At 56.9% G+C, this 23,891-nt stretch carries 27 protein-coding genes and 1 pseudogene; 10 read left to right on the top strand and 18 right to left on the bottom strand.

Annotated elements, in window-relative coordinates; translation table 11 throughout:
- Position 1: 1 nt before the first annotated feature.
- Positions 2-274 (bottom strand): YtcA family lipoprotein, encoded by a 273-nt coding sequence (locus ABLU95_RS03475; protein WP_032454006.1) that lies wholly within the window; start codon positions 272-274, stop codon positions 2-4.
- Between the two features lie 224 nt (positions 275-498).
- On the opposite strand from ABLU95_RS03475, the gene yjdI reads away from it, so the two are divergent.
- Both yjdI and ABLU95_RS03465 read left to right on the top strand, forming a co-directional pair.
- The gene (yjdI, locus tag ABLU95_RS03470) at positions 499-729 is read left to right on the top strand and encodes a 4Fe-4S mono-cluster protein YjdI (RefSeq protein WP_004205354.1); all 231 of its coding nucleotides are present in this window, start codon (positions 499-501) and stop codon (positions 727-729) included.
- Positions 730-740: 11 nt separating this feature from the next.
- On the top strand, positions 741-1,013 hold the full coding sequence (locus tag ABLU95_RS03465) for a GNAT family N-acetyltransferase (RefSeq protein ID WP_002916201.1): 273 nt from the start codon (positions 741-743) through the stop codon (positions 1,011-1,013).
- Between the two features lie 76 nt (positions 1,014-1,089).
- Here the strand turns inward: ABLU95_RS03465 and ABLU95_RS03460 are convergent.
- The 10 genes and pseudogenes from ABLU95_RS03460 to fimB form a co-directional block, all read right to left on the bottom strand.
- Positions 1,090-1,239 (bottom strand): annotated as a pseudogene (locus ABLU95_RS03460) (fimbrial protein); the annotation flags it as partial.
- Between the two features lie 41 nt (positions 1,240-1,280).
- Positions 1,281-2,186: a fimbrial protein gene (locus tag ABLU95_RS03455; protein ID WP_032429212.1), complete on the bottom strand. Its 906-nt coding sequence runs from the start codon at positions 2,184-2,186 to the stop codon at positions 1,281-1,283.
- Positions 2,187-2,203: 17 nt separating this feature from the next.
- Positions 2,204-2,689, bottom strand: coding sequence for a fimbrial protein (locus ABLU95_RS03450; RefSeq protein WP_074442688.1), 486 nt, complete (start codon positions 2,687-2,689; stop codon positions 2,204-2,206).
- A 27-nt stretch (positions 2,690-2,716) separates the two neighbouring features.
- A complete protein-coding gene (locus ABLU95_RS03445) occupies positions 2,717-3,244 on the bottom strand; it encodes a fimbrial protein (protein ID WP_348878818.1) in 528 nt (175 codons plus the stop codon).
- Between the two features lie 10 nt (positions 3,245-3,254).
- The gene (locus ABLU95_RS03440; RefSeq protein ID WP_348878817.1) at positions 3,255-5,867 is read right to left on the bottom strand and encodes a fimbrial biogenesis usher protein; all 2,613 of its coding nucleotides are present in this window, start codon (positions 5,865-5,867) and stop codon (positions 3,255-3,257) included.
- Between the two features lie 81 nt (positions 5,868-5,948).
- Positions 5,949-6,653: a fimbria/pilus periplasmic chaperone gene (locus tag ABLU95_RS03435; protein ID WP_049013340.1), complete on the bottom strand. Its 705-nt coding sequence runs from the start codon at positions 6,651-6,653 to the stop codon at positions 5,949-5,951.
- A 49-nt stretch (positions 6,654-6,702) separates the two neighbouring features.
- Positions 6,703-7,239 carry a fimbrial protein gene (locus tag ABLU95_RS03430; protein WP_086074987.1) on the bottom strand — a complete coding sequence of 179 codons (537 nt, stop codon included), beginning with the start codon at positions 7,237-7,239 and terminating at the stop codon, positions 6,703-6,705.
- Positions 7,240-7,310: 71 nt separating this feature from the next.
- On the bottom strand, positions 7,311-7,859 hold the full coding sequence (gene fimA / locus ABLU95_RS03425) for a type 1 fimbrial major subunit FimA (protein WP_004205364.1): 549 nt from the start codon (positions 7,857-7,859) through the stop codon (positions 7,311-7,313).
- 479 nt (positions 7,860-8,338) lie between these two features.
- On the bottom strand, positions 8,339-8,947 hold the full coding sequence (gene fimE / locus ABLU95_RS03420; RefSeq protein WP_044524645.1) for a type 1 fimbria switch DNA invertase FimE: 609 nt from the start codon (positions 8,945-8,947) through the stop codon (positions 8,339-8,341).
- A 451-nt stretch (positions 8,948-9,398) separates the two neighbouring features.
- Positions 9,399-10,004: a type 1 fimbria switch DNA invertase FimB gene (gene fimB / locus ABLU95_RS03415; protein ID WP_023290937.1), complete on the bottom strand. Its 606-nt coding sequence runs from the start codon at positions 10,002-10,004 to the stop codon at positions 9,399-9,401.
- Positions 10,005-10,172: 168 nt separating this feature from the next.
- Here fimB and ABLU95_RS03410 point away from each other — a divergent pair, with 168 nt between their 5' ends.
- On the top strand, positions 10,173-10,433 hold the full coding sequence (locus tag ABLU95_RS03410; RefSeq protein WP_032428979.1) for a hypothetical protein: 261 nt from the start codon (positions 10,173-10,175) through the stop codon (positions 10,431-10,433).
- Positions 10,434-10,781: 348 nt separating this feature from the next.
- Here the strand turns inward: ABLU95_RS03410 and ABLU95_RS03405 are convergent, their stop codons facing one another.
- Entirely contained in the window at positions 10,782-11,027 is a 246-nt protein-coding gene (locus ABLU95_RS03405) for a hypothetical protein (protein WP_086074991.1), read from the bottom strand.
- A gap of 399 nt (positions 11,028-11,426) precedes the next feature.
- Between ABLU95_RS03405 and ABLU95_RS03400 the strand changes: the two genes are divergently transcribed.
- Positions 11,427-12,383, top strand: coding sequence for a nickel/cobalt transporter (locus tag ABLU95_RS03400; protein ID WP_044524643.1), 957 nt, complete (start codon positions 11,427-11,429; stop codon positions 12,381-12,383).
- Here ABLU95_RS03400 and ABLU95_RS03395 read toward each other — a convergent pair.
- Positions 12,380-12,886, bottom strand: a complete 507-nt coding sequence (locus tag ABLU95_RS03395) for a MarR family transcriptional regulator (protein ID WP_087775428.1) — start codon at positions 12,884-12,886, stop codon at positions 12,380-12,382. The genes ABLU95_RS03400 and ABLU95_RS03395 overlap by 4 nt on opposite strands.
- An 81-nt stretch (positions 12,887-12,967) precedes the next feature.
- On the opposite strand from ABLU95_RS03395, the gene ABLU95_RS03390 reads away from it, so the two are divergent.
- Positions 12,968-13,864, top strand: coding sequence for an EamA family transporter (locus ABLU95_RS03390; RefSeq protein WP_023290933.1), 897 nt, complete (start codon positions 12,968-12,970; stop codon positions 13,862-13,864).
- 95 nt (positions 13,865-13,959) lie between these two features.
- On the opposite strand, the gene ABLU95_RS03385 is transcribed toward ABLU95_RS03390, so the two are convergent.
- Complete coding sequence (locus ABLU95_RS03385) at positions 13,960-14,169, bottom strand: DUF1471 domain-containing protein (RefSeq protein WP_002916131.1); 210 nt, start codon at positions 14,167-14,169, stop codon at positions 13,960-13,962.
- Between the two features lie 705 nt (positions 14,170-14,874).
- Between ABLU95_RS03385 and mrkA the strand changes: the two genes are divergently transcribed.
- The 5 genes from mrkA to mrkF all read left to right on the top strand — a co-directional run bounded on the left by mrkA (position 14,875) and on the right by mrkF (position 20,413).
- Positions 14,875-15,483 carry a type 3 fimbria major subunit MrkA gene (gene mrkA / locus ABLU95_RS03380; RefSeq protein ID WP_000756959.1) on the top strand — a complete coding sequence of 203 codons (609 nt, stop codon included), beginning with the start codon at positions 14,875-14,877 and terminating at the stop codon, positions 15,481-15,483.
- A gap of 95 nt (positions 15,484-15,578) precedes the next feature.
- Complete coding sequence (gene mrkB / locus ABLU95_RS03375; RefSeq protein ID WP_050533776.1) at positions 15,579-16,280, top strand: type 3 fimbria chaperone MrkB; 702 nt, start codon at positions 15,579-15,581, stop codon at positions 16,278-16,280.
- Between the two features lie 11 nt (positions 16,281-16,291).
- Positions 16,292-18,778 (top strand): type 3 fimbria usher protein MrkC, encoded by a 2,487-nt coding sequence (mrkC, locus tag ABLU95_RS03370; protein WP_023290931.1) that lies wholly within the window; start codon positions 16,292-16,294, stop codon positions 18,776-18,778.
- Positions 18,769-19,764 carry a type 3 fimbria adhesin subunit MrkD gene (gene mrkD, locus ABLU95_RS03365; RefSeq protein ID WP_087775422.1) on the top strand — a complete coding sequence of 332 codons (996 nt, stop codon included), beginning with the start codon at positions 18,769-18,771 and terminating at the stop codon, positions 19,762-19,764. Before mrkC ends, mrkD begins: the two co-directional genes overlap by 10 nt.
- Before the next feature lie 13 nt (positions 19,765-19,777).
- Positions 19,778-20,413 (top strand): type 3 fimbria minor subunit MrkF, encoded by a 636-nt coding sequence (mrkF, locus tag ABLU95_RS03360; RefSeq protein ID WP_023290929.1) that lies wholly within the window; start codon positions 19,778-19,780, stop codon positions 20,411-20,413.
- A 33-nt stretch (positions 20,414-20,446) separates the two neighbouring features.
- Here mrkF and mkrJ read toward each other — a convergent pair whose 3' ends face one another.
- From mkrJ to ABLU95_RS03340, 4 genes are all read right to left on the bottom strand, one after another.
- On the bottom strand, positions 20,447-21,163 hold the full coding sequence (mkrJ, locus tag ABLU95_RS03355; RefSeq protein ID WP_023290928.1) for a phosphodiesterase MrkJ: 717 nt from the start codon (positions 21,161-21,163) through the stop codon (positions 20,447-20,449).
- Between the two features lie 143 nt (positions 21,164-21,306).
- Positions 21,307-21,879 carry a LuxR C-terminal-related transcriptional regulator gene (locus ABLU95_RS03350; protein ID WP_348878892.1) on the bottom strand — a complete coding sequence of 191 codons (573 nt, stop codon included), beginning with the start codon at positions 21,877-21,879 and terminating at the stop codon, positions 21,307-21,309.
- Positions 21,880-21,896: 17 nt separating this feature from the next.
- Positions 21,897-22,601 (bottom strand): transcriptional activator MrkH, encoded by a 705-nt coding sequence (gene mrkH, locus ABLU95_RS03345; protein WP_241516365.1) that lies wholly within the window; start codon positions 22,599-22,601, stop codon positions 21,897-21,899.
- Positions 22,602-22,983: 382 nt separating this feature from the next.
- Positions 22,984-23,862, bottom strand: a complete 879-nt coding sequence (locus ABLU95_RS03340; RefSeq protein ID WP_348878812.1) for an aldo/keto reductase family oxidoreductase — start codon at positions 23,860-23,862, stop codon at positions 22,984-22,986.
- Positions 23,863-23,891: the final 29 nt, after the last annotated feature.

The following is a 23,891-nucleotide window of genomic DNA, read 5'->3' as shown; positions in this document are numbered from 1 at the left end:
ATCAGTGAACAAAAAACAGAAACCACAGCAGCGTGGCGAACAGGAACATCAGCGCGACATAGCTGAAGACCAGGGGAGAAAAGCGCGGCTGCCAGCCGTTACGGGTAATCAGGATATGGCAGGGGATGAGTAAAAACGCGCCGCCCAACAAGCAGAAAAACCAGCCGGGGAACGCGGCGCCCAATACCGGGATCGCTGGTGAAAGTGAGCAGCCGGTGAGCGGCAAGACGAGCAGTAGCCGCGCCGGGCGGGCTATGGTGGCAATATGATTCAATGGAACATCCCTGAGTGCTCTTACCAGTGTGTCATGAGTGTAATCGCCTCGTTGCGGGAATGAAAGTCAACCGTACGTTGACTGCGGGATCCGTGCGCGCCGGAAGAGCGGGAGGATGCGCCAAATCCCTCTCCTGACGCCCATTACCGACTTGCGCATAGTCAGCCGTCACGGGGAGGACTATGCTTAGCCTGAAAGTCATAAAACAAGACCGAGGCAATGTCATGGATAAGGAATTACTGGAAGCCGGCTACCGGGCCTACACCGGGGAGAAAATCGACGTCTACTTTAATACGGCGATCTGTCAGCATTCCGGGAACTGCGTGCGCGGCAGCGCGAAGCTGTTCAATCTCAAGCGTAAGCCGTGGATCATCCCGGATGAAGTGGATGTCGCGACGGTGGTGAAGGTGATCGATACCTGCCCGAGCGGCGCCCTGCAATATCGTCATAAATAAGCGAGGAGAAGATGGAAATACTGGAAGGGCACAACAAATTTTATGTTAACGACGCGCAGGGTAACCAGGTCGCGGAGATTGTTTTTGTTCCCACCGGCGAACACCTCAGCATTATCGAACATACCGATGTCGATCCCAGCCTGAAAGGCCAGGGCGTGGGGAAACAGCTGGTGGCGAAGGTGGTGGAAAAAATGCGCCAGGAGCAGCGGAAGATTATTCCACTCTGCCCGTTTGCCAAACATGAATTCGATAACACCCGCGAATACGACGATATTCGCGCCTGACGTACCGGCACCGGTGTAAACCGGTGCGCTTTTCACTCGCCAGCGCATCCGCGCCATTAGTCACTCATCGCTTCCCCCATGCCTGTTCAAACGCCGACCGTGAGTTTGCTGATGAACGAGGCGGCTGCCTGTGAGGAAAGCGAGGGGCCATATGCGGGGGATGTTCCACCCGCTTTTTTACCCCCGCCAGCCGCTTCGCCGCGTTCAGCATCCGCTGGTTCAACCCCCGGGCGGCCAGCGAGCAGGAAGAGAGGATGTCATCGGTCATCATTGATAGACAAAGGTAATGCCGATGATCGACTGCACATTACCGGCGGTGACCTGGCCTGTGGTCCGGGCGTAGGTCGCCGTCAGGCCGAGATTGACCGGCGAGGTTCCGACGGTGCCCAGCGAGACCGTGCTGTTCGCCGGCACGGCGCTGCCGTTGCGGGTAAGCTGGACGCCTATCCCCTGCGCCGGCGAGGCGGAGGCGGTGTTCGTGAAGATCGCGTGGGCGCTGTCCGCGGTGGCGCCGGAGAGGTAATACCCCAGCTGCTGGCTCTGCGCGCAGTGCACGGTGAGCGGCACGGCCATGGAGCCCGGGTAGTCGGGGAGGGTGACGGTGACATCGCGGGCAGAGACATCGCAGCCGCCGGTGGGGACCACCACGTCGTTATTGGCGTAGATGTTCCAGATGAACTGGAAGGAGTCGCTATTGTAGTTGTTGGTCTGATGCAGGATCAGCACCGCGATCAACGATCCTGCGGCGATCGCCACCCCGCCGGCGGTGCTGACCGGCGTCAGATACAGGACGGCGGGCCAGGGCTTATCGGTTCGTGAATCGTAAATCACCCGCGCCGTTTCCGTGGTGGTCGGGAAGGGGTAAGAGGTGCCGTTATATTTCACGGTGCCAGAGAAACTCGACAGCACGCCGCCATAGGCGGATCCGCGCTGCAGGGTCACGTAGTCAGTGATCGTTTCCGGATAGTCGTTATGGCAAAAAATCTGCGTGGAGAGGTCGACCACCAAGTTTTGCCCGACGTTGACCGCCGGGGTCAGGTTAACGTAGACGTTGGCTGATCCGCCGCCGATGGGGATCGTCGCGCCGGTGGCCGTTTTGCAGGCGAAGGACCAGGCGTTTATCGACCAGCCCAGCAGCAGCAGGGTGGTGAACAGAGGGATAATTTTTTTCATCATGATGCTCTCCTGGCTCAGGCGTAGGTATAGGTGACGTTAATCACCGCCTGAATGGTGCCTTGTGTGGCGCCGCCGTTGACCGACAGGGCCCTGACCTGCAGCGGGAAGCGGGCGGACTGGCTGGCCTCATCCACCTGTACCGACTGGCTGCTGCCGTTGTTCAGCGTGGCGCCGTCCTCGCTCTGCAGTTCGAGCTGAATATTGCCTGCCGTCCCCTGGTTTTTGTAATAGCCGGTGCTGTCCGCGGTCCCGCTGAAGGTGGCCTTCACCCGTGAGGTACCGACGGGGCAGTTGCTGAGATCCAGCGCCACGCTGTGCCAGGCCGATGCCGAGCCCGCGCCGATCAGGCTGAAGGTGTAAAGATCGCCCAGCTCGACGGTGGCATTGACGGTGGAGACCGTGCAGGGTCTGGCCACCACCTTCCCGTTGACGGTGAGGGTGACATCGGCCGCCCGCAGGTAAGGGCTCGCGGTTAACAGGCCGGCCAGCAGCCAGCCCACGTGGGTCCATTTCATTGCAGCCTCCGCTTACTGAAATTCCAGGGTGAATGTCGCTGTCGCATTGACATGCCCGGCGGTGACGGGCACCTGGGTGGCCATCAGACGGGCGTAAAAGTTCAGGATGTTGGTCTGGCCCGGCGTCAGCGTGGTCCAGGCGATGGCTGACGACGGGGCATTGACGGGCAGCCGGGACTGCTGCTGGTCGAGAATCTCCACCCCCATTCCCGCCGCCGCCGAGGCGCCGGCGTCGAGTTTTAACAGGCTGGTATTGACGCTGTCCGCCACGCCGGTGAAGCCGACCTTCACCGCGGTGACGGAAGTGCCGCAGGGCGACAGCACGATACGGAACGGCACCGGCGGGGTCGTCGCCCCGACGGCGTATAACTGTTTCGCGGCGTTGTCCTGCAAATCGACGGTGAACTCCTTCGACTCTCCGGCCACCGCGCAGGCGTTGTCGCGCACATAGCCGCTGATGGCGATCGTGCTGTCGGCAGCGAAGGCCAGCGGCGCGGCCAGCGTGAGCAGGGCGCCCAGCAGATACTGCGGTGTTCTCATCTTCATCTCCTTAGCGACACGCGACGGACAGCTGGCTGAGCGTCTGCTGCCGGCTCTCCGGCGGCAGACGATAATCGGCCACGCACTGGGCGTCGGGGCCATCGCCCCATTTCACCCGCACCTTACCCGCCAGCGGCATCCCGCTGAGGTAGACCTGACCGTTATCCGCGACGATGCTGCCGCTCTGGTTGCTGTCGCTGGTGGCGAGGGCGCCAAACGGCACCGGTTTGCCGCGATGGGTCAGCGTCATCAGGATCTTCATCCCCACCTGGGCGTTAAAGCTGGCGCGGACGATCGCCCCATGGGTAGGCACCACGCTGACCACCGCATCGTCAAGGTCGACATTGTCCGCCAGGGTATTGGTGTCCAGCGCGACCCGGTTTTCGCGATACTCGGTGGCATACGGCAGGACGGCATATCCGCGCCAGTCGGTGCGTACCCCGGTCTGGTTTTCCACCTTCACGCCGCCAGCGCCGGGGGCTTTCACCAGCACCACGGTATCGTTCAGCGGCTGGCTCAAGGTGATGCCGTTGGCGTGCGCCAGCACGCCGCCGCTGACCCCGTAGTAGAGCTGTTTAAAGCCATCGCTGCGGCTGTAGCCGACGTTGGCGTTGCCGTAGCCGCCGCGGTAGTTGAGCGCGGTATAGCCGGTGCTCCCGTTGTCGCCGTTGCCGCCGCCGGCATAGCCGGTTTGCACGCTATAGCTGAGGTTGTTGTCATCCAGCAGGGTGCCGTACAGGCCCGCCAGATTGGTCATGCGGCCATTGAGATCGTGCGACAGGCTGTAGCTGGCGCTGGCGTGCCGCCAGACCGAACGGCTATCGGAACGCAGCCAGTGGCTGAAGGGGATATTGACGTTAACCGCCAGCATCTGATCGCGTCCCTGCTGCCAGGCGTTTTTCGTCAGGCTGTAGCTTAGCGACCAGTTGATATCGTCTACGGCGGCGTTGAGGCCGGCCTGCAGTTGCTCATCGGCATCGTCGGTGCCCCAGTAAGTCTGGTGGCTGCCGCTCAGATAGAGGGTGGCGGTACGCCCCAGCTGTTGGGTCACGCTCAGCTGCACCTTGCCGCGTTTGCTGTAAGCCAGATTGTAGTAGTCGGTAAATTTGGGTTTCACCTGGATAACCCCGTCCTGAGTTTCCACGCTGTAGCCGCTCATCCGGCGGTAGGTGGTATCGGCAAAGTTATAGTAGCCGCGGGTGGAGTAGCGGTAGCCCACCAGCTGCAGGTTGGTGCCGGTCTCATCCAGTGACTTGTTATAGAGAAAACGCACCGACTGTCCCTGATGCTCGCTGTCGTCAGGCAGGGTGGCGTTGGCCTGGGTGATATCCAGCGACAAGGCGCCGAAATAGCCCATGTTTTTCCCCACCCCGAGGTTAAAGGCGCGATAGCGGTCCGCCAGCTGGGCGCCGCCGTACAGGGTCCAGCCGGCCGGCAGGCCATGCATGGCCGTGCTCTGGAAAAAATCGGGCGTTTCCTGCTGGCTGTTGCCGCTGCGGTACTCCCCGGCGGAGAGGGCGAAGCGGGTATGGCCTTCGCGCTGCAGCACCGGCACCGTTGACCAGGGCACGCTGAAGACCTGGCGGGTGCCATCCGCTTCTTTAATGGTGACCTGCAGATCGCCGCCGTTGCCCGCGGCGTAGAGATCGTCGATGGTAAACGGCCCCGGCGGCACCGTGCTCTGGTAGATTTCGTAGCCGTTTTGTTTGACTGACACCTGCGCGGTGCCGCGGGCGATCCCGTGGATCACCGGCGCGAAGCCTTTCTGGCTGTCCGGCAGCATATTGTCATCGGAGGCCAGCTGCGCGCCGCGGAAGTTGATCCCGTCGAAGACATCGCCGTTGGTGTAGCTATCCCCGAGGGTAAGCCGCGACCGCAGGGGAATGATGTCCCGCTCAAGCCAGCTGTTGACGTGCTGCCAGCGGTTCTCATTGGATGAGGCGCTGCCGCCGCTGCTGTAACTCCATGTGCTGTTATCGCGCAGGCGCCAGGCGCCGAGGTTCAGCCCGCTCTGCAGATTCAGATAGGCGTAACGGCTGTTCCCCCCGGTGGCGTTATGAACGTTATTGCCGGTGAAGTTATAGTTAATCAGCCCGGCGGTGATGCCGTTATCCCATAGCTCCGGCGGAATATAGCCGCGGGCGTGGCTGCCCATAAACGCCTGGGGTACGGTGAGATACAGGCTCTGCTGGCCGACATCGAAGCGGGTGGTGGCTTCGCTGATGAGCGTCGTTAGCGGCACGCAGGCCTTACTGTCCAGGGCCGCCATGCCCGTCACCCGTCCGGTATCCACCCCCATGCTCGCCAGCTGGCCGCGGGTCAGGCAGGGCGACAGGCCATGGCCCTGCGCGTCGGCCTGGAAAGTAACGTCCCGGGTAGTCATATAGCCGTTATTGAGGTAAATATCGACGCGATAGGTGCCCGGCGGGACCTCCTGGCCTTTTTCAAATCCCGACAGGTCTGCCACCGCCGCCGGATCGTCAGCTAAAAAGCGGGGGTTAAAATAGAGATCCGCCTGCGCGGCAAACGGCTGCGAGCAGAGCCACAGCGTCAGCGCCGGCGTAATCAGGCGCCGGGCGCTTGGGCGACCCCCATGGTCCAGTCCATATTTTCGATGTGACATAATCCCTCCGGTCCGACGTTGCCCGGCAGTCAGTGCTTCTGGTCATGCGCAGCGTGGCCCGCGCGGCGGGGCACACCAGAGTTAACGCAGTACGCCATTCATTTTCGGCGTCAGCGCGCCGTAATCGTTAATGGTGCGATAGGTGATGGTGCTGCCGGCATCCGCGGGCAGCTTGACGCTGGTTTTGCCCATCGGCGGCACCAGGGCGTTTTCCAGAATGCGCGTTCCGGCGTTCAGTTCGGTCACCGTCAGGTAATAGGGGGTGGGATTAGTCAGCGTTAGCGACGATCCGTTGCGGCTAAAGGTCAGCTTGTCCGGCGCCTGATCCGGGGGCAGGGCCAGTTTTGCCGGTCGGTAGTAGAGCTTGATGCGGCTGATAATCGCCAACTGGAGGGTGTTGTCGCTGAGCTTCGATTTATCCATTGAAGGAATGGCCTTCACGTTCATCCAGAACAGGCTTTCCCGATCCTGCGGCAGCTGGTTATTGGTCGCGTCGATAATGCGCAGGGTGTTCTCTTTTTTGCCCTGCATGGCAAACAGGGGGGGAGTGATAACAAACCGGCCGTCTCGCTGCCCATCGGCATTTTCCACCCATGACTGAATAAGCCAGGTGCTGTTGTCGTCGTTATTGGTCACCGCCAGCTGGACCTGTTTCTGACCCGCCGGGTAGATGACCCGGGTCGCGCCCAGCGCGACGCCCGCGTGCGCGCTGGCGCTCAACGCGCCGGCGGCGAAAAGCACACATCCCGTCAGTATGCCGCGTATCGTCGTTGCCGTTTTTCTCACATTATCTCCTTGTCTGCTCACGGTGTTGTCCTGCTGGTCTGCGGGTTGATTACTGATAAGTTAATGAGAACCAGGCCTGGGCGTTGGCCGCGCCGCCGGTGACCTGGCGTCCGGTCGCCCGATATTTGGCGACGAAATTTAGCGTCGTCGGTCCGCGGTAGAGCGGCACCCAGCGATCCGGCGGACGATTGAGAGGCAGCTGCTGGCCGTGACTGTCGAACAGCGCGATGCCGATCCCGCTGGCGATCCCCGGGCCTTCACCCACCGACAGCACGTCGGGGTTTTTGCCGTCAGCCACGCCGTGAAATGCCACCCCGACATGCTGGCTGACCGCCGTACTGCAATCCTGTAAATGAATCGCGAAAGGGATCGGGTTGCTGTCTTCGCCCACGTCGTGAAATCGGTTACTGCTGATCTGTCCCAGATTGACCGTCATCTGCCGATCGCCGGCTTCAACGCGGCAGGAACTGGCCATGATCAGGCCCTGAAAGCGCATGCTCCCTCCCGGCAGCGTGACGTTCCACTGATTACCGGCCAGCGCCAGCGGAGGCAGCAGCAGTAGCAGACCCGATTTCATTCCCTGCATCGTTTCACCCCGGTTGCAAAATTAAGCGCGGGCCCTCCTGGCCCGGATGGCTTCCTTGCCTGATGGTTGCCTTACTCGTACTGCACTTTGAAGGTGGCGTCCGCGTTCGCGATACCGGCGGTCGCGGCGCCAGTGGCGTAGTAACGCGCCTGGAACGGAATGATGTTGGTGCCGTCATTCAGGGTGGTGGCTGCGCTGAAGGTGGCGCCGTCCAGCGCCAGCGGCGTGCCGGTGTTGTCGAGGATCTGCACGCCGACGTTGGTCGCGCTGCCGGCGGCAGAGTTTTGCAGCGCCAGAACGGTGGTATTGCTGCTGTCGATAGCCGTACCGGCGAAGGCGACGGACGCTTTGGTTGCTACCGTGGTGTCGCAATCATCCAGCTGAATGTTGAAACCGACGGACGAACTGGTGCTCCCCGCCGTGGCCAGCTTCGCGGAACGCACCTGGCCCAACTGGACGGTTTGATCGATAGAGCCGGCATCCACCGCACAGGCCGCGTTAACGACTTCCCCTTTAAAATGGACGGTCCCGCCGTTAACCGTGGTGGTATCGGCCAGGGCCGCCGCGGAGCTCAGAGACAGGGCTGACACAACAATCATTGCCAGTGTTTTGATTTTCATACTGTTTTCCTTTGAACGATGTCGAAATAACGAACCGGATTGGCAGCCGTTGTGCCTTCCAGGCATTTCAGATTTCAGCCGAGTGGTCCGGCTGCCGGCTCTGCACAGTTTTCGCCCAACCGATGAGACAATTGGGGCCATTTTGACTCGTTGAGATAAATGATCTGATTTTCGTTTAATTACGCTTGTTTTATGGTGTTAAGTTCTGATAAATGTTGTTTATATGGATATTTCATCTGTGGTTGTTGGCGGAGTGCGAAAGGAAGAGCGATGCCGCTGGCGAAGGCGCGTCGATGCCCCGGGAGGTTAGGGTGAGAAAAGTGCGTAATTGATGTTTTAAAAATGATTTAAAATCAGATGATTATGAATTTTTTTGCAGAAATATGGCGTGGTGAGTTGCAAAATATGTCAAAACATTTTTATGATATAAACAGTTTGGCCCCAATTGACCTGTTCACGGTTTATTTTTTTAATCAAATTCAATCGGTTGTATCAATTCCCGCTTCTGCATTGCTTTCTCCAATAAGATTATTTCTTTCCCATATTCCGGCAAAACGCGCCGCATTGCTGGCGGTGTAGCGTACCGTGTGTCGAATATTACGATGACCGAGATAATCCTGGATCAAACGGGTATCTGTCCCTCTTTCCGCCAGTTCGTAGCCGCAGGCGTGACGCAGCATATGGGGGTGGGTCTGCGTTACGGTACCTGCCTTTTCCCCGGCGGCGCGAATAATACGATATGCCTGCTGGCGTGAGAGCGGGGTACCGCGACGGGAGATAAACAGCGCGTCGGTTTTGGCCGCCGCTTTCCAGCCGGCGCGGACCTGACTCCAGCGCTCAATGGCCTCACGTTCATCAAAGCGCAGCGGGTGAATAGTCGAAAAACCGTTCTTCAACCGCCGCACATTGACCCGGCCTTCCCGTAGATCCAGATCGTGATAGTGCAGATCCAGCAGTTCGCTGATGCGCATCCCGTGGCGAAAGGCGAGCAGGATGAGGCAGTAGTCCCGCTCGCCGGTGGCGCCCTGACGCGCGGCCTGCATCATAGCCTGAACTTCTTTGGCGGTAAGAAAACGACGTCGGTTCACAATAGTTGCTCCTGAAAAAGATGTGAGGGGTCGTCATGGCGAAACCATACGCCATGACGGAAAAGATCCGTAATGCGAGAACGGTACAAGGTGAAGGCGATTAACCACGCATAGATAGCATATTATATTTACAGCCAGTCAAAATATCGCCTGGCGATAATTCTTAATTTTAGAGATTTTAAGCAAGGCCACAATAGATCTGCTCGGGTTTCATAGCATGTGCATAAAATAAAAGGTTTTTTCAACCGATAGATTTTAAAAATAGCGGGATGGATTTTAGCCAACAATAAATAGTCACGGCAAAACCGGAATTTATGCAGGGTTTATTGAACGAGGTGACCGCAGGATTAAATAAGAACTTGCGGGAACAATAATCATAATTAACCGAGGGTTAATTTATTCATATTTAATTTCCCCGCAACGCGGTACAACGCCATCCGTGGCGTCAGGCTTACTGAAGCAGCGACAGGCGCTGTTTGTCGCGCGTATTGTCCCAGATACCATAGAAGCGTCCCGCGTTGCTGGCGGTATACCAGACGGTATGGCGAATATTGCGGTGTCCGAGATAGTCCTGGATCAGGCGGGTATCGATACCCATATTGGCCAACGCAAAGCCACACGAGTGACGCAGCATGTGCGGGTGGATCTCCAGCGGCAATCCCGCCTGGTCGCCAGAAGAGGCGATAATCTGATAGAACTGCTGGCGGGAAAGGGGATTGCCTTTGCGGGAGAGAAACAGCCACTCGCTGGCGGCCTGCGGCCAGGTGTTGCGAATGGCCAGCCAGCGCTTTAGGGCGTGGATCTCTTTATTCAGCAAAGGGTGGGTGGTCGAGAACCCCTTTTTTAGCCGATGGATATAAACGCAGCGGGAAGCAAGGTCGATATCGGATATTCGCAGGCGACAGATCTCGCTGGCGCGCAGACCATGGATGAAGCACAGCAGCGTCAGGCAATAATTACGTGCGGCGTAGGGACCGCTATCGGCGGCTTTAAGTAGCGACTCGATTTCATTCTGAGTCAGGAAGTTCCTTTTTTTAATATCGGCGTTATTCGTCATGGTGTTCCCTTTTATGGCAGGCAAATATTACGCTTTCCAGGCCTGCGTCAGGTCATTGTTAAATGCGACTGCCTTTTTATTTTTAAACAGCGTGCTGATAACGTTTTTATTTGCTACGGGTGTACGCAGTATCATGGGCTATCGTCATCCCCTGCGATAAGACGCCGCATGCTGAAGGGTAAAGAAAGGGTTAGCTGGTTGAACTGGCGAATCTTTCCTGGAGGTTTCCACGTCCTGTACATCCCTGATCCTCTTGATGATGCCCACGTGATGATGAAGGCACTGGCTTCCGGCCACGGCAAGGCGGCCATCAATGCCGTCATGATTTATTTCCCGGCTGTCGGGGCGGCACGGCGTCAGCCAGCCGGCCGCCCGTATCTCAGCGACGGGAATGGCATGAGTAATTTCTCAGACAGAATACAACCCTGAACCGTCTGGATAGCATTCACTGCAAAACTACAACAGTGATTAAACCATACTGCAAAAAGCCTGGGGATAATAGCCATTGTCTCTGTAAGGGCACTTTACGTCTTATTTAAAGGGTTGAGCTTAATCTTAATAGTGCAGGGGTAGCAGCGGGCGGTAATCGGCGGTAGCGGTGATATCAGGCTGTGGGTATTAGTAGCCATGGACTGCGGACCGGTTGCGGGTAATATTCTGCAGCAAGCTAAGAATAAAGAGCAGGCAGGGCTGGACGCGACGGTCCGGCGTCACAGGCGGAGTGAAAGGCTCCGGTGGCAGAAGACCTCGATCTGTCATTCGCCGGAGCAGGCTGACTTACCATTTTTCGTCGCGGGCTTCCTGACGACCTTCGCGGCGGTTTTCCCGCTTATCGTGACGGCAGCTGGCGTTGCTTTGATTGTTGTTGCTGACGCACTCTTGCTTGGTTTCACGGCCCTGCTCGCGGCTATCCTGGCGGATATCGCGGGCGTCCTGGCGCTGGTCGCTGCGCCAGGTCGCCTGCGCTGAAAGCGAGGGCGTCAGCAGCGCGACGCACGCCAGGGCGAGTAAGTTTCTTTTCATCGGAGTGGTCCTGTTAATGCATATATTAAATAAATAGCAGTTAATAAATATTCGTGCCTGATGCGCAGGATGATAAAGTACATAAAGTGCCAGGATAGCGATAACTGATTTATTTTTATCTGTTTTTAGGCGTGTTACGACTGCTCTTATATGTTATTCAGGGTGCCAGCATTAAAAACAAACGTCTGTGGTATGCTGAAGAGAGTAAAGTGCTTTGTGCAAAGATAGGGCAGAGGGTAGGTACAGGAGCCCGCTGATGCTGATAATGCGGAGCCTTGTGACCAAGAGCATTGACGAGAAAAACGCCGACAAATCATCCATCCTTGAAAACAGGCACTATTGTTCGCCGGGTATGAGATTGTCGTCCGGTGGTTCATCTCTTTTCACCATGGCATAACGATGATGATTCCGATTGCGCAACGCGACTGGCGCCTGCTGGTCGCCGGGAGCGGCGGCCTTCTTCTGCTGGCCGCCGGCGTCACCTTGCACAGCCACTGGAGCGACTTTCTCCAGTGGTGCCTCGCCACGCAAATTACCCTGCATCGCTATCTGGTGATGTACCTTTTACTGCTGAACAACCATCAGTACAGCGGCGGCGTCTGGCTGCTGGTGGGCGCATTTCTTTACGGCGTGCTGCACGCTATCGGACCGGGCCACGGTAAGTTTATCGTCACCACTTACCTGAGCACCAACCAGGAGAGCCTGACCGCGGCGCGGGTGGTGCCTTTTCTCGGCAGCCTGCTGCAGGGCGTGAGCGCCATCCTGTTTGTCTATATTCTCGCGGTGGGGCTGAATCTGGCCGCCGGCGATCTCAGCGCCAGCCGCTGGTACGTCGAGAAGATCAGCGCCCTGACCATCGCCGCCTTTGGGGTTTACGTTATCTGTCGCGCGCTGCAAAGCCTGCGGCCGGGTAAAACAAGGATACGCGCTCTGAGGCCGGCGCATCAGCATGATGCCGCGTGCGGCTGCGGGCACCACGGCGTGGGGCAGGACCTGCAGGGCGCCGACTGGAAGACACGTCTGGGCGTGGTGCTGGCTATCGGCGCCCGGCCCTGCAGCGGAGCGATTATGATCCTGCTGTTCGCCAACGCGCTGGGGATCGTCAGCTGGGGCATCGCCGCGGTGATGACCATGGCGCTGGGCACCGCGCTCTCGATCCTCGGTCTGTCGCTGGCGGTGCACTATGCCCGTCACCGTACCGTCAACCGGCTGACGGCGACCAGCCGTCCGCGGCCCTGGCTGGTGCCGCTGGTGAAGATCCTCGGCGGGCTGGCGCTGATCCTCTTTGCCGCCGGGTTGTTTTTCACCGTGGTGCCGATCAGCGCTAACGGCGACTTTATCGCCGCGGGCTGTTAACGGCTTTCCAGCAGGCGCATCAATACCCGCAGCGCCTGATCCAGCTGCTGGCGCTCGCCATCGCTGAGCCCCGCCAGCAGCTGCCGTTCATTATCGACATGGGTCTCCACCGCCTCATCGATGCGCTCACGTCCGGCGGGCGTCAGGGTGACCAGCATACTGCGGGCGTCTTCCGGATTGGGCAGGCGGGTAATAAACCCGCGTTTTTCCAGCGCCTTCAGGCGATGAGTCATGGTGCCGGAGGTGATCATCAGCGTGGAGAAGAGCTGGGTCGGCGAAAGAATGAACGGCGCCCCGGCGCGGCGCAGCGTCGCCAGCATGTCAAACTCCCAGCGCACCAGTTCGTGGCGCGTAAAAGCCACTTCCACCTGCGGCTCCAGCAGCATGGCGCACCGTTTCAGACGGCCAATCGGCCCCATTGGGCTGCAGTCGAGGTCCGGTCGCTCCCGTTGCCACTGGGCGAGAATCCGATCAACGGCGTCGATCGGCGGTGATTTGTCCATGAGTGCTCACTTGTCTTGATATCAAGATAATTGCGGGTACATACTTGAGGCACCAATTTAACTTGAAGTGAAGATAAAATCATGGCTTTTCTCTCGCGTAGTCTGATGCTCGACCTGCTGCTCACGGCGCTGGCGCCCGCTATCTGGGGGACGACCTACATCGTCACCTCCCAGTTTCTTCCCCCTGACCGGCCGTTTATTGCCGCACTGCTGAGGGTGTTGCCGGCAGGTATCGCCCTGCTGATCTGGAGCCGCCGCTTTCCGCAGCGCGGCGAATGGCTAAAGCTTATCGTTACCGGCATCTTAAATATCGGCGCGTTTCAGGCGCTGTTGTTTATCGCCGCCTATCGCTTACCCGGCGGGCTGGCGGCAGTGATTGGCGCGATCCAGCCGCTGCTGGTGATGCTTCTCGCCTGGTGCGTAGACCGGCAGCGCTCGCCCTGGCTGGCGGTATTCTCAGCCCTCGCCGGCATACTCGGTATGGCCATGCTGCTGCTGTCGCCGCGCACCGTCCTCGACCCGCTGGGCATCGGCGCGGCGTTTCTCGGGGCGATCAGTATGGCGCTGGGCACCTGGCTCTCCCGCCGCTGGGCGCTCTCCCTGCCGATCGTCGCGTTAACCGGCTGGCAGCTGGCGATCGGCGGGGTGGTGCTGGCGCCAGTGGCGCTGATCGTTGACCCCCCTTTGCATCAGGTGACTGCGCTGCAGGCGGCCGGCTATCTGTGGCTGTGCGTGGCGGGCGCCATGCTGGCCTATGGCCTGTGGTTCCGGGGGATTGGCCGCCTCTCGCCGGTGGCGGTGTCGGCAATGAGCCTGCTGAGCCCGGTGACCGCCGTGGTGCTGGGGTGGATTTTCCTTGGACAAACGATCCAGGGGATGGCGCTGGTCGGGCTGATCGTGGTGCTGGCGAGCGTATTGTCTATTCAGCGCGCGCTGGCGCGCCAGGCGGCGGGGGCAAAAACGAAAAAAGCCCCATAACGGGGCTCGACATTGCTGTGTGCGGGGTAGGCGGCGGGAGCCAGACCAGCCGCCCGCAGGCGGCCTGTCCGGCAGCTCCCTCTGCAACCATTCGCTTATTTAGAGAGCTCGGCGGTCATATGGACCTGGTTGCCGGTGTACGCTTCGGTGATGTGGTAGGAAGCGCCTTGTTCTTTCGCAATGGTCGCGATTTTCGCTTCTGCGCTGTCCAGGGTATCTGCTGTTACGCTCACCGGATGAGCGAAGCTAGCGAAAGAGACCAGGGAGAGCATACCGGCAGCGGCGAGTAATTTTACGTTTTTCATGGTGTTTGTCCTTTTAACTTTTATGGTGGAAAGCGTGTTTGCTTTCGATGGACTTATAATAAGCCTGCTAACTATAACGCGCGTGGCAAAAAGTGCGATTTAGATCACATTTTTATGGCGGTTTGATAATGGGGAAATGAATCTTTCTCTATTTTTTAATTTAAAAACAACGCATTATAGATTTATTTCTGCAGGGGATATCACGCGGACTGCCTGTGCTCAGAGTGTGTAATGCGCCTCATTTACGCGGTTACCATTCATTGTGTGAATTGTTTGGGCGGTTTTTAACCGCCGTCATGGCGGATTCGGACGATTCGCAATAGCCCTCTGGCGGCCATTTCGGCATGCTGAGGTGGCCCTTTCTCTCGCGCCCTGGCGTCAGGCTTTCCGTGCTGTAAACAACCACCACCCCGTTTTCACCTATCAATAATTATTTATTAATAGCCATTGGGTATATGTTATATAACTTAATGAAACGTGAACAAATGTATATTTGTCGGCGAATAAATAGCATTCTTTGACGCCGATAGCACCAGCGAACTTATATTTTTTGGTTCGTTACCTGACGCCTTAAATATTGCGGCTCCCGGTCAGTCGAAGATTCTATTAGCAGTGGCATAAATCAGCATCGCCTGATGTTTCTGGTTCTATGCGAATTCACAGTGTGCTCATTGATTCGTAATTCACTCTGACAAGGAAATGGCAATGAAAAAGGTTCTTCTCTCTGCAGCAATGGCAACCGCGTTTTTTGGCATGACTGCTGCCCATGCAGCTGATACCAATGTTGGCGGCGGCCAGGTTAATTTCTTCGGTAAAGTTACCGATGTATCCTGTACTGTTTCTGTTAACGGCCAGGGCAGCGATGCGAACGTTTACCTGTCTCCGGTAACCCTGACTGAAGTTAAAGCGGCAGCAGCGGATACTTACCTGAAACCGAAATCTTTCACCATTGACGTCTCTAACTGCCAGGCGGCTGACGGCACCAAACAGGATGACGTAAGCAAACTGGGCGTAAACTGGACCGGCGGTAACCTGCTGGCTGGCGCAACCAGCAAACAACAGGGCTACCTGGCGAACACCGAAGCTTCCGGTGCTCAGAACATCCAGCTGGTGCTGTCTACTGACAACGCTACCGCGCTGACCAACAAAATCATCCCGGGTGACAGCACTCAGCCGAAAGCGAAAGGCGATGCTTCCGCTGTAGCCGATGGCGCGCGTTTCACCTACTACGTAGGCTACGCCACCAGCGCGCCGACCACTGTGACCACCGGTGTGGTAAACAGCTACGCGACTTACGAAATTACTTACCAGTAATTCCGTCAGAAAATAAAACTGCCCCGCGATGGGGCAGTTAATAACAATAATAAAGCGGCAATGTCCGCCGCTTGTATTTTTATTCTGAGGTCAGCATGAAGCGTATTGCCCTTTTTTTCTGTTTCATTTTTAGTTTTGCGGCCCATGCCAACAATATTATTGTTAACGGTACCCGCTTTATTTATCCAGGAAATGAAAAAGAAATAACGGTACAGCTTTCAAATAACGCCGACCGTCCGGCGCTGGCGCAGGCCTGGTTGGATAACGGCGATGCCGATGCCACACCGGATACCATTACCACCCCGTTTATTATCACCCCGCCGATTTCGCGCGTTGACGCCAAGAGCGGCCAGACGCTGCGTATTAAGCTCGGCAGCAGCGCCGGTCTGGCGAAAGATAAAGAGACGCTGTGGTGGCTGAATCTGCTGGAAATTCCGCCGGTGGTGGCTGATCAGAAAAATGAAGGCCAGAACGTGCTGCAGCTGGCGATCCGTTCCCGCTTTAAATTTATTTATCGTCCTGCCGGGCTGGGCAACCGCGATGCGGCGGCCGAGAAGCTGACCCTGACCGCCAGCGGCAGCAGTCTCGCCATCAACAACCCGACGCCGTTCTACATTACCGTCAGCCGTATTTCCCGCGACGGCGGTAAAGCCCTGAACAGCAAAACCGTGATGCTGGCGCCGCAGTCCAGCCAGACGGTGGCGCTCTCCTCCGCCGTCAACCGCGGCGAAACCCTGACCGTTAACAACATTAATGACTATGGCGCCGATGTCGCAGTGAAAGTGGCCGTTAAATAAGGGAAAAGCTAATGAAGCAGAGGTCATTCTGCCCGGGAAGATTAAGCACCGCGATCGCCATCGCGCTGTGCTGCTTTCCGCCATTTTCCAGCGGACAGGAAAACCCGGGAACGGTATATCAATTTAACGACGGCTTTATTGTCGGCAGTCGCGAAAAGGTCGACCTGTCACGCTTCTCGACCAGCGCGATTACCGAAGGCACTTACTCCCTTGACGTCTACACCAACGACGAATGGAAAGGGCGCTACGATCTGCGCATCGCGCGCGACAAAGACGGTAACCTTGGGGTCTGCTACACCAAAGCGATGCTGACCCAGTACGGCATCGCGGCGGAAAAGCTCAATCCGCAGCTGAGCGAACAGGAAGGCTATTGCGGTAGCCTCAAATCCTGGCGCAACGAAGACAACGTCAAAGACAACCTGGTCCAGTCCTCCCTGCGGTTGAACATTTCAGTGCCGCAGATCTATGAAGATCAACGCCTGAAAAACTATGTCAGCCCGGAGTTCTGGGACAAAGGCATTACCGCGCTTAATCTTGGCTGGATGGCCAACGCCTGGAACAGCCACACCTCTTCGGTCGGCGGGTCGGATAACAGCAGCGCCTACCTTGGCGTCAACGCCGGTCTGTCGTGGGACGGCTGGCTGCTGAAGCATATCGGTAACCTGAACTGGCAGCAGCAGCAGGGCAAAGCGCACTGGAACAGCAACCAGACCTATCTCCAGCGGCCGATCCCGCAGATCAACTCCATCGTCAGCGGGGGGCAGATTTTTACCAATGGCGAATTTTTCGACACCATCGGTCTGCGTGGGGTCAACCTCGCCACTGATGACAATATGTTCCCGGACGGCATGCGCTCTTATGCCCCGGAAATTCGCGGCGTGGCGCAGAGCAACGCCCTCGTCACCGTGCGTCAGGGCAGCAACATTATCTATCAGACCACGGTTCCGCCGGGGCCGTTTACCCTGCAGGATGTCTATCCATCCGGCTATGGCAGCGATCTTGAAGTCTCGGTAAAAGAGGCGGATGGCTCGGTGGAAGTGTTCAGCGTGCCTTACGCCTCCGTTGCTCAGCTGCTGCGTCCGGGCATGACCCGCTACGCGCTCTCCGCCGGTAAAGTGGACGACAGCGGGCTACGCAACAAGCCGATGCTCTATCAGGCGACCTGGCAGCACGGGATCAATAACCTGCTGACCGGCTACACCGGGGTCACTGGCTTTGACGACTATCAGGCCTTCCTGGTGGGCACCGGGATGAACACCGGGATCGGCGCGCTCTCTTTTGACGTCACCCATTCGCGGCTGAAGAGCGATACCCATGATGACTCGGGGCAGAGCTATCGCGCCACCTTTAACCGCATGTTCACCGATACCCAGACCAGCATCGTGCTGGCGGCGTATCGCTACTCGACGAAAGGTTATTACAACCTCAACGATGCGCTGTACGCCGTCGATCAGGAAAAAAACAGCCGCAGCAACTATACGCTGTGGCGGCAAAAAAACGGCATGACCTTCACGGTGAACCAGAACCTGCCGGACGGTTGGGGCGGGTTTTATCTCAGCGGTCGTATTTCTGATTACTGGAACCGCTCCGGGACCGAGAAGCAGTATCAGGTCAGCTACAACAATTCGTTTGGTCGTCTCTCCTGGTCGGCGAGCGCCCAGCGCGTCTATACCCCGGACAGCTCCGGCCATCGCCGCGACGATCGCATTTCACTCAACTTCAGCTACCCGCTGTGGTTTGGCGATAACCGCACCGCCAACCTGACGTCGAACACCTCGTTCAACAACTCGCGCTTTGCCAGCTCGCAGATTGGTATCAACGGTTCGCTGGACAGTGAAAACAACCTTAACTACGGCGTGTCGACCACCACCGCCACCGGCGGTCAGCACGATGTAGCGCTCAACGGCAGCTACCGTACGCCATGGACCACCCTCAACGGCAGCTATAGCCAGGGCGAAGGGTATCGTCAGAGCGGCATTGGCGCCAGCGGGACGATGATCGCCCACAGCGGCGGCGTGGTGCTCTCGCCGGAAAGCGGCTCGACGATGGCGCTGATTGAAGCCAAAGACGCGGCCGGCGCCATGCTCCCGGGATCGCCGGGCACCCGCGTGGACAGCAACGGTTACGCCATCCTGCCGTATCTGCGCCCGTACCGGATCAACGCCGTCGAGATCGACCCGAAAGGCAGCCATGACGACGTGGCCTTCGATCGCACCGTGGCGCAGGTTGTGCCGTGGGAAGGCAGCGTGGTTAAGGTGGCGTTCGGCACCACGGTGCAGAACAACCTCACCCTGCAGGCGCGCCAGGCGAACCATGAGCCTCTGCCGTTCGCGGCGAGTATTTTCTCCCCCGACGGCAAGGAGATCGGCGTCGTCGGTCAGGGCAGCATGATGTTCATCAGCGATGCGAACGCCAAACGCGCGATTGTGAAGTGGAGCGGCGGGCAGTGTTCGGTGGATCTGGGACAGCAAACAACAAAGGATAGCGTATGTCGCTGAGGAAATTACTGACGCTTTTTATCGTCTTAATGGCGCTGGGCACCACCTCGTCCTGGGCCGTCTGTACGCGTCTTTCTTCGCCAACGGTGATGCTGGACATGGTGGTGGGCAGGGTGGTGGTGCCCCCGGATCTGCCGGTGGGCTCGGTGATCCTCACCCGCGACTGGACGATGAGCGCCCCGGGCGGGGCGAGCTATCGCTGTACCTCCGGCACCAACCGCTTCGCGGCGAAGATCGTCTCGCCAGGGGCCACCGATCTTGGGAATAAAATTTATTCCACCAACGTGCCGGGGATTGGTATGCGTTTCAGCCGCGGCGGCGCGACGGTGAATATCGTCTATCCCGACGTCTATTCGTCCCGGGTGTATAACACCACCAGCTATTCCCTTGAAGGGTCACGTTTTACGCTGGAGATTATCAAAACCGCGGCAACCACCGGCAGCGGCACCCTCGCGGCGGGAAAATACACCTCCTATGACTGGGAGAGCGGCGGCAACCCGATCCTCGAAACCTATCTGAGCGCCAATGCGATCACCGTGGTCTCGCCCTCCTGTTCGGTACTGAGCGGGAAAAATATGAATGTTGATGTGGGCGCCATCAGACGCACTGACCTGAAAGGGGTGGGCACCACCGCGGGCGGGAAGGATTTTAATATCGATCTGCAGTGCAGCGGCGGCCTGAGTGAAACGGGATATGCCAACATCAGCACCTCTTTTTCCGGCACCCTGGCGACCAGCACCACCGCCACCATGGGCGCCTTGCTGAATGAAAAGGCCGGCAGCGGGATGGCGAAAGGCGTCGGCATCCAGGTGCTGAAGGATGGATCCCCGCTGCAGTTTAATAAGAAATATACCGTTGGCCGCTTGAATAATCAGGAGACTCGCTACATCACCATCCCGCTGCACGCGCGCTTTTATCAGTATGGCCCGACGACCAGCACCGGCGAGGTGGAGTCGCATATGATCTTTAACCTGACGTACGATTAATACGGGAGGGGGAATGAAGGGATTGCCGAAACATACTATCGCGTGGCTGCTGCTCTGCGGCAGCCTCGCTGCCCCCTCGGCGTGGGGTTTCGAGACCAATTATGATCGCGGACGGGTCGATTTTGCCGGGCGGGTGACGGATATTTCCTGCAGCGTCGCGCTCAATGGCGGCCAGCATGCCGGCAGCGGCAACGTCTGGCTGGCGCCGGTCAGCCTGGCGGAAGTGCACGATCGCGGGGCCGGCGCGTTTATGAAGCCGCAGCCTTTTACCCTGGCGCTGTCAAATTGCCAGCTGCGTCATGACGGCGGCGCCGCCTCGCAGGACGAGGTGCGGCGGGTCAGCGTTCGCTGGGTCGACGGTTTTTTACTGACGGCGGTCGGCAATGAGAACGCGGGCTATCTGGCCAATACCTTGCCAGACGGAGCGCAGAATATTTATCTGGCGCTGTCGACCAATGATAATAATACGCTGGATAAGAGTAATAAAATTGTCCCTGCGGACCCGCAGCAAAATCAGGTGCATTTGCAGGAAAGCGCGGTCAGCGGCGGTCTGTTCACCTATTATGTGGGCTACGTTTCGCCGACGCCGAAAAGCGCCACCAGCGGGCCAATTACCAGCTGGGCAACGTGGGAATTAGTTTATAATTAAGCGAGACGAAAAAGCCGGGCAAGCCCGGCTTTTTTATATGACAATATCGTCGGCAACCAGCTGTTCAATGCTGACTTCCTGCCAGTAATGCCCCTGAATAGCAAACCACTCCATACCCTGCAGCCATTTTTTATGGGCTTCGCTTTCCACGCCTTCAATAATCACGTTGTGATGATTGCGGGATAAAAAGGTGACCAGCGCATCCATCAGCTGACGGCCGGACTCTTTGCGCATCAGATGCCAGAAAAAATCTTTATCAATTTTGACATAGTCAAAATGATAACCGCTGATGGCGTTTATCCCCGCGTAGCCAGAGCCGAAGTCGTCGAGCCACAGCGAGGTATCCTGCGGGCTTTGCCAGGCGGCGAGGGAATTATTCAGAAGTTTCTCGGCGTTTTCGGTCACTTCAAAATGGACGCAGGTCAGGGCGGCAATTTTCTCTTTTATTTCCTTCTGGCGTAGCAGATTCAGGATATGGTCATCGACGTTAATGGTGGCGGAAATATGGTTACGTAAAAACCATGCTTTATGCTGTTCAATCAACGCCAGTTGCTCGAGAAAAATACGCTCACGAACCGCCGCGGTGGCATGGCGGAAAAAATATTCTGGCGAAACGGGAAGATTATCGAAGCGGCTTAAGCATTCAACTGCGACTAAGGTACCTTGTGGGGAAAACATTTTCTGAAAGACGTAGCGTACAGCGATATCATTACGAGATAAAATGTTGTCTTCGAATATTTTAGTGTTCATTATCCCTCTTCACGAGGTTAGTCAGACAATAAGCAGAGGATAGTCTAATTATAGGCTACCTGATGGTTAATGGGAATGGCAGGAAATGTAAATCAACAGCGAATAAGTACGCTTTATCCGCTATTGATTTACCGCTGTAAAATTTAACATTGATGAAGGGCGGCAATACGCTGGTTCATCGTGCGGGAATTATCAATGCCCAGCTTTTGCATGATATGGATACGATGGCTGTGGACCGTTTTATGGGCAATGCCGAGCAGGGCGGCAATACGCTTATTATTATTGTTGGCAATCAGCAGCTCGAGGATCTGGCACTCCCGCGGCGACAGCTGTTTGCGCAATCGTCGCGGCGGGTGTTCGCTGGCGCCCTTCGCGCGCTGGATAATGGAAGTAAACATAGATAGCGGTGAGTTTTCGCTAATAATCATGGCATTATCGACAGTTATCAACTCTCGGCATAGCCCGGCAATGTCGCTTTTTACCATCAGCACCGGCTGCTGGCAGCGCTGCAGGGAAAGGCGGAGCGCATTCAGCAGATCAAGGATTCTGATGGCAGAAATATCCTTATTAATTAAATTGAAAATAACCGTTTGGGCCACAGGCAGATGTTTTCTCTGGATAACATCGTCATAGCCAAAACGGGTGGCATTTTCATGACTATCAATAAGGTAGTGATAGATTGAGTGACCAATGAGATTATCATTGGTGTACAGCAATATACTTTCCAAGGGTATCAGATTCTCTTTTTGCGCTTGGCTTCTAAGATCAGGTCCAGCAGAATCTTCTCTATTCTGCGCTGGTCGTCGAGATGACGGAACTTAAACTGGCAGGATATCTGATAGTAGCTTTCGCTCTCTTCATTGGGGTTGTCGAGGGTGATAATAATGACATTTTTTACCACCAGGTCGATGGTGATCTCGCCATATTCCGCCAGCATCAGTACGGCATTTTTCAGCAATGCGTTATGACTGAGAAATTTCAGGTTCGGCGTTTTGGTCATCAGCGCGCAACCGCCGTCCGAAATGTCTTTGATGTCGAAAAGATAGTTTTCGCCATTTTTATGGCGCCCGCGGCAATAAAAGTCATGCTCGTGGCGTAAACGAAAGCGGGGATCGCGGCGACGCTGCACGACCTGCAGGCATTCAGGCAAGGAAAAGGCGTAGCGGATACCTTTATCGACACCGCTATTGTCATGTTTTGTCAGGGCTGCATTAAACTCTATTTTCCCTGAATCGCTATGCAGTAGAAAACGAATTTTATGACCCGTTGGGATTTTGCGATGGGTCTGAATATGGAACTCGGCAAAGTCCACGCGCGTCAGTTGGGTTATGATACTGGTGTTGTTAAAAAATATTTCAATTTCAGTACGTTTGCGCAACTCCTCTCTGAAAATAGCAATAATTTCATACTTACTGGTCTTTATCGTTCCCTCTGTCATAGGCTTCCCTTGTAAATAGTTGTCGTGAGGCGTTTGATTTTTCTTATAGCAATAGCAACATTCTGATTGGGTTAATCAGATGTTTTTATGAGCGTTTGATGTTATTGACTATCTTTACAGCCAGATTGATATGTATAAACTTGGAATTCGATATTGTGTTTCCTGTAATCAAGAGTTTCAAATTTTGGTCATGACAAAAACGACAACGGCCTCCAAGCTGGAGACCGGTCGAAGGATAAAAACTTAAGTTTAATTAACGGGGATAATGAGAAAACGATCGTCGATCATGCCCCATTTGTAGGATCTATAGTGCCAGCAGTGTTGAGGTTTTTCCAGGCAAATATTGAGGAGGGAAGTCGTTCCCTCCATTTAGCCTGAAGGGTCAGGAATGCGCGCGATTGGCGATATTATCCAGGATGCGTAGCGCATCTGCTGGCAGAACCAGTCCGGCGGCGGCAATATTTTCCGCCAGGTGTGTGCGGGATGAGGTGCCGGGGATCAGCAGAATATTGGGCGCGCGCTGGAGTAGCCAGGCGAGGGCGACCTGCATCGGTGTCGCCTCAAGCGAGGCCGCGACCTCGTTCAGCTCCTGCGCCTGCAGCGGGGTAAAACCGCCCAGCGGGAAGAAGGGAACCCAGGCGATGTGCTGGGCGGCCAGCGCATCCACCAGCGCGTCGTCGGCGCGATGGGCAATGTTATAGAGGTTTTGCACGCAGACGATAGGCGTCATTTTCTGTGCATCCGCCACCTGCTTTGCCGTCACGTTGCTGAGGCCAATATGGCGGATCAATCCTCGCTCCTTCAGCTCCAGCAGGGTGGCGAGCGGCGCCTCCAGCGACCCTTCTACCGGGCCGTGGGAGCTCAGCATACTGCGCAGGTTCACCACCTCCAGCACGTCGAGCCCCAGGTGACGCAAATTGTCCTCGACGGCCTGGGTCAGTTCAGCGGGCGACATGGCCGGCAGCCAGTTGCCTTTCTCGTCACGGCGGGCGCTGACCTTGGTGACAATGCACAGATCGTCGGGGTAGGGGTGGAGCGCTTTGCGGATCAGCTGATTGGTCACATGGGGGCCATAGAAATCCGAGGTATCGATATGGTTTACCCCGGCTTCGACGGTGGCCTGCAGCACGCGCACCGCTTCTTCTGGATCTTTCGGCGGGCCGAAAACGCCGGGGCCGGCCAGCTGCATGGCGCCGTAACCCAACCGATAGACCTGGCGATCGCCGAGCGTGCCGCGACCGGATAAGGTGACACTGGACATAGGAACTCTCCTCACGGTGGCTAAGCCGT

Origin of the sequence: Klebsiella sp. GG_Kp146, from assembly GCF_040061975.1 — a bacterium.
Taxonomy (GTDB): Bacteria; Pseudomonadota; Gammaproteobacteria; order Enterobacterales; family Enterobacteriaceae; genus Klebsiella; species Klebsiella quasipneumoniae.
The sequence above is the reverse complement of the archived record's forward strand: the minus strand, read 5'-3'. Positions and strand labels throughout refer to the sequence as shown.

Excerpts from the sequence above, each read along its gene's own strand:
- ABLU95_RS03430 (WP_086074987.1), bottom strand. The coding sequence starts at position 7,239 with ATGCAGGGAATGAAATCGGGTCTGCTACTGCTGCTGCCTCCGCTGGCG.
- ABLU95_RS03390 (WP_023290933.1), top strand. The coding sequence starts at position 12,968 with ATGGCTTTTCTCTCGCGTAGTCTGATGCTCGACCTGCTGCTCACGGCG.
- mrkH (WP_241516365.1), bottom strand. The coding sequence starts at position 22,601 with ATGACAGAGGGAACGATAAAGACCAGTAAGTATGAAATTATTGCTATT.
- mrkF (WP_023290929.1), top strand. The coding sequence starts at position 19,778 with ATGAAGGGATTGCCGAAACATACTATCGCGTGGCTGCTGCTCTGCGGC.
- fimB (WP_023290937.1), bottom strand. The coding sequence starts at position 10,004 with ATGACGAATAACGCCGATATTAAAAAAAGGAACTTCCTGACTCAGAAT.
- ABLU95_RS03465 (WP_002916201.1), top strand. The coding sequence starts at position 741 with ATGGAAATACTGGAAGGGCACAACAAATTTTATGTTAACGACGCGCAG.
- mrkD (WP_087775422.1), top strand. The coding sequence starts at position 18,769 with ATGTCGCTGAGGAAATTACTGACGCTTTTTATCGTCTTAATGGCGCTG.
- mkrJ (WP_023290928.1), bottom strand. The coding sequence starts at position 21,163 with ATGAACACTAAAATATTCGAAGACAACATTTTATCTCGTAATGATATC.
- mrkA (WP_000756959.1), top strand. The coding sequence starts at position 14,875 with ATGAAAAAGGTTCTTCTCTCTGCAGCAATGGCAACCGCGTTTTTTGGC.
- ABLU95_RS03395 (WP_087775428.1), bottom strand. The coding sequence starts at position 12,886 with ATGGACAAATCACCGCCGATCGACGCCGTTGATCGGATTCTCGCCCAG.
- mrkB (WP_050533776.1), top strand. The coding sequence starts at position 15,579 with ATGAAGCGTATTGCCCTTTTTTTCTGTTTCATTTTTAGTTTTGCGGCC.
- ABLU95_RS03455 (WP_032429212.1), bottom strand. The coding sequence starts at position 2,186 with ATGAAAAAAATTATCCCTCTGTTCACCACCCTGCTGCTGCTGGGCTGG.
- ABLU95_RS03445 (WP_348878818.1), bottom strand. The coding sequence starts at position 3,244 with ATGAGAACACCGCAGTATCTGCTGGGCGCCCTGCTCACGCTGGCCGCG.
- fimA (WP_004205364.1), bottom strand. The coding sequence starts at position 7,859 with ATGAAAATCAAAACACTGGCAATGATTGTTGTGTCAGCCCTGTCTCTG.
- ABLU95_RS03405 (WP_086074991.1), bottom strand. The coding sequence starts at position 11,027 with ATGAAAAGAAACTTACTCGCCCTGGCGTGCGTCGCGCTGCTGACGCCC.
- yjdI (WP_004205354.1), top strand. The coding sequence starts at position 499 with ATGGATAAGGAATTACTGGAAGCCGGCTACCGGGCCTACACCGGGGAG.
- ABLU95_RS03440 (WP_348878817.1), bottom strand. The coding sequence starts at position 5,867 with ATGTCACATCGAAAATATGGACTGGACCATGGGGGTCGCCCAAGCGCC.
- mrkC (WP_023290931.1), top strand. The coding sequence starts at position 16,292 with ATGAAGCAGAGGTCATTCTGCCCGGGAAGATTAAGCACCGCGATCGCC.
- ABLU95_RS03410 (WP_032428979.1), top strand. The coding sequence starts at position 10,173 with ATGCTGAAGGGTAAAGAAAGGGTTAGCTGGTTGAACTGGCGAATCTTT.
- ABLU95_RS03340 (WP_348878812.1), bottom strand. The coding sequence starts at position 23,862 with ATGTCCAGTGTCACCTTATCCGGTCGCGGCACGCTCGGCGATCGCCAG.
- ABLU95_RS03400 (WP_044524643.1), top strand. The coding sequence starts at position 11,427 with ATGATGATTCCGATTGCGCAACGCGACTGGCGCCTGCTGGTCGCCGGG.
- ABLU95_RS03385 (WP_002916131.1), bottom strand. The coding sequence starts at position 14,169 with ATGAAAAACGTAAAATTACTCGCCGCTGCCGGTATGCTCTCCCTGGTC.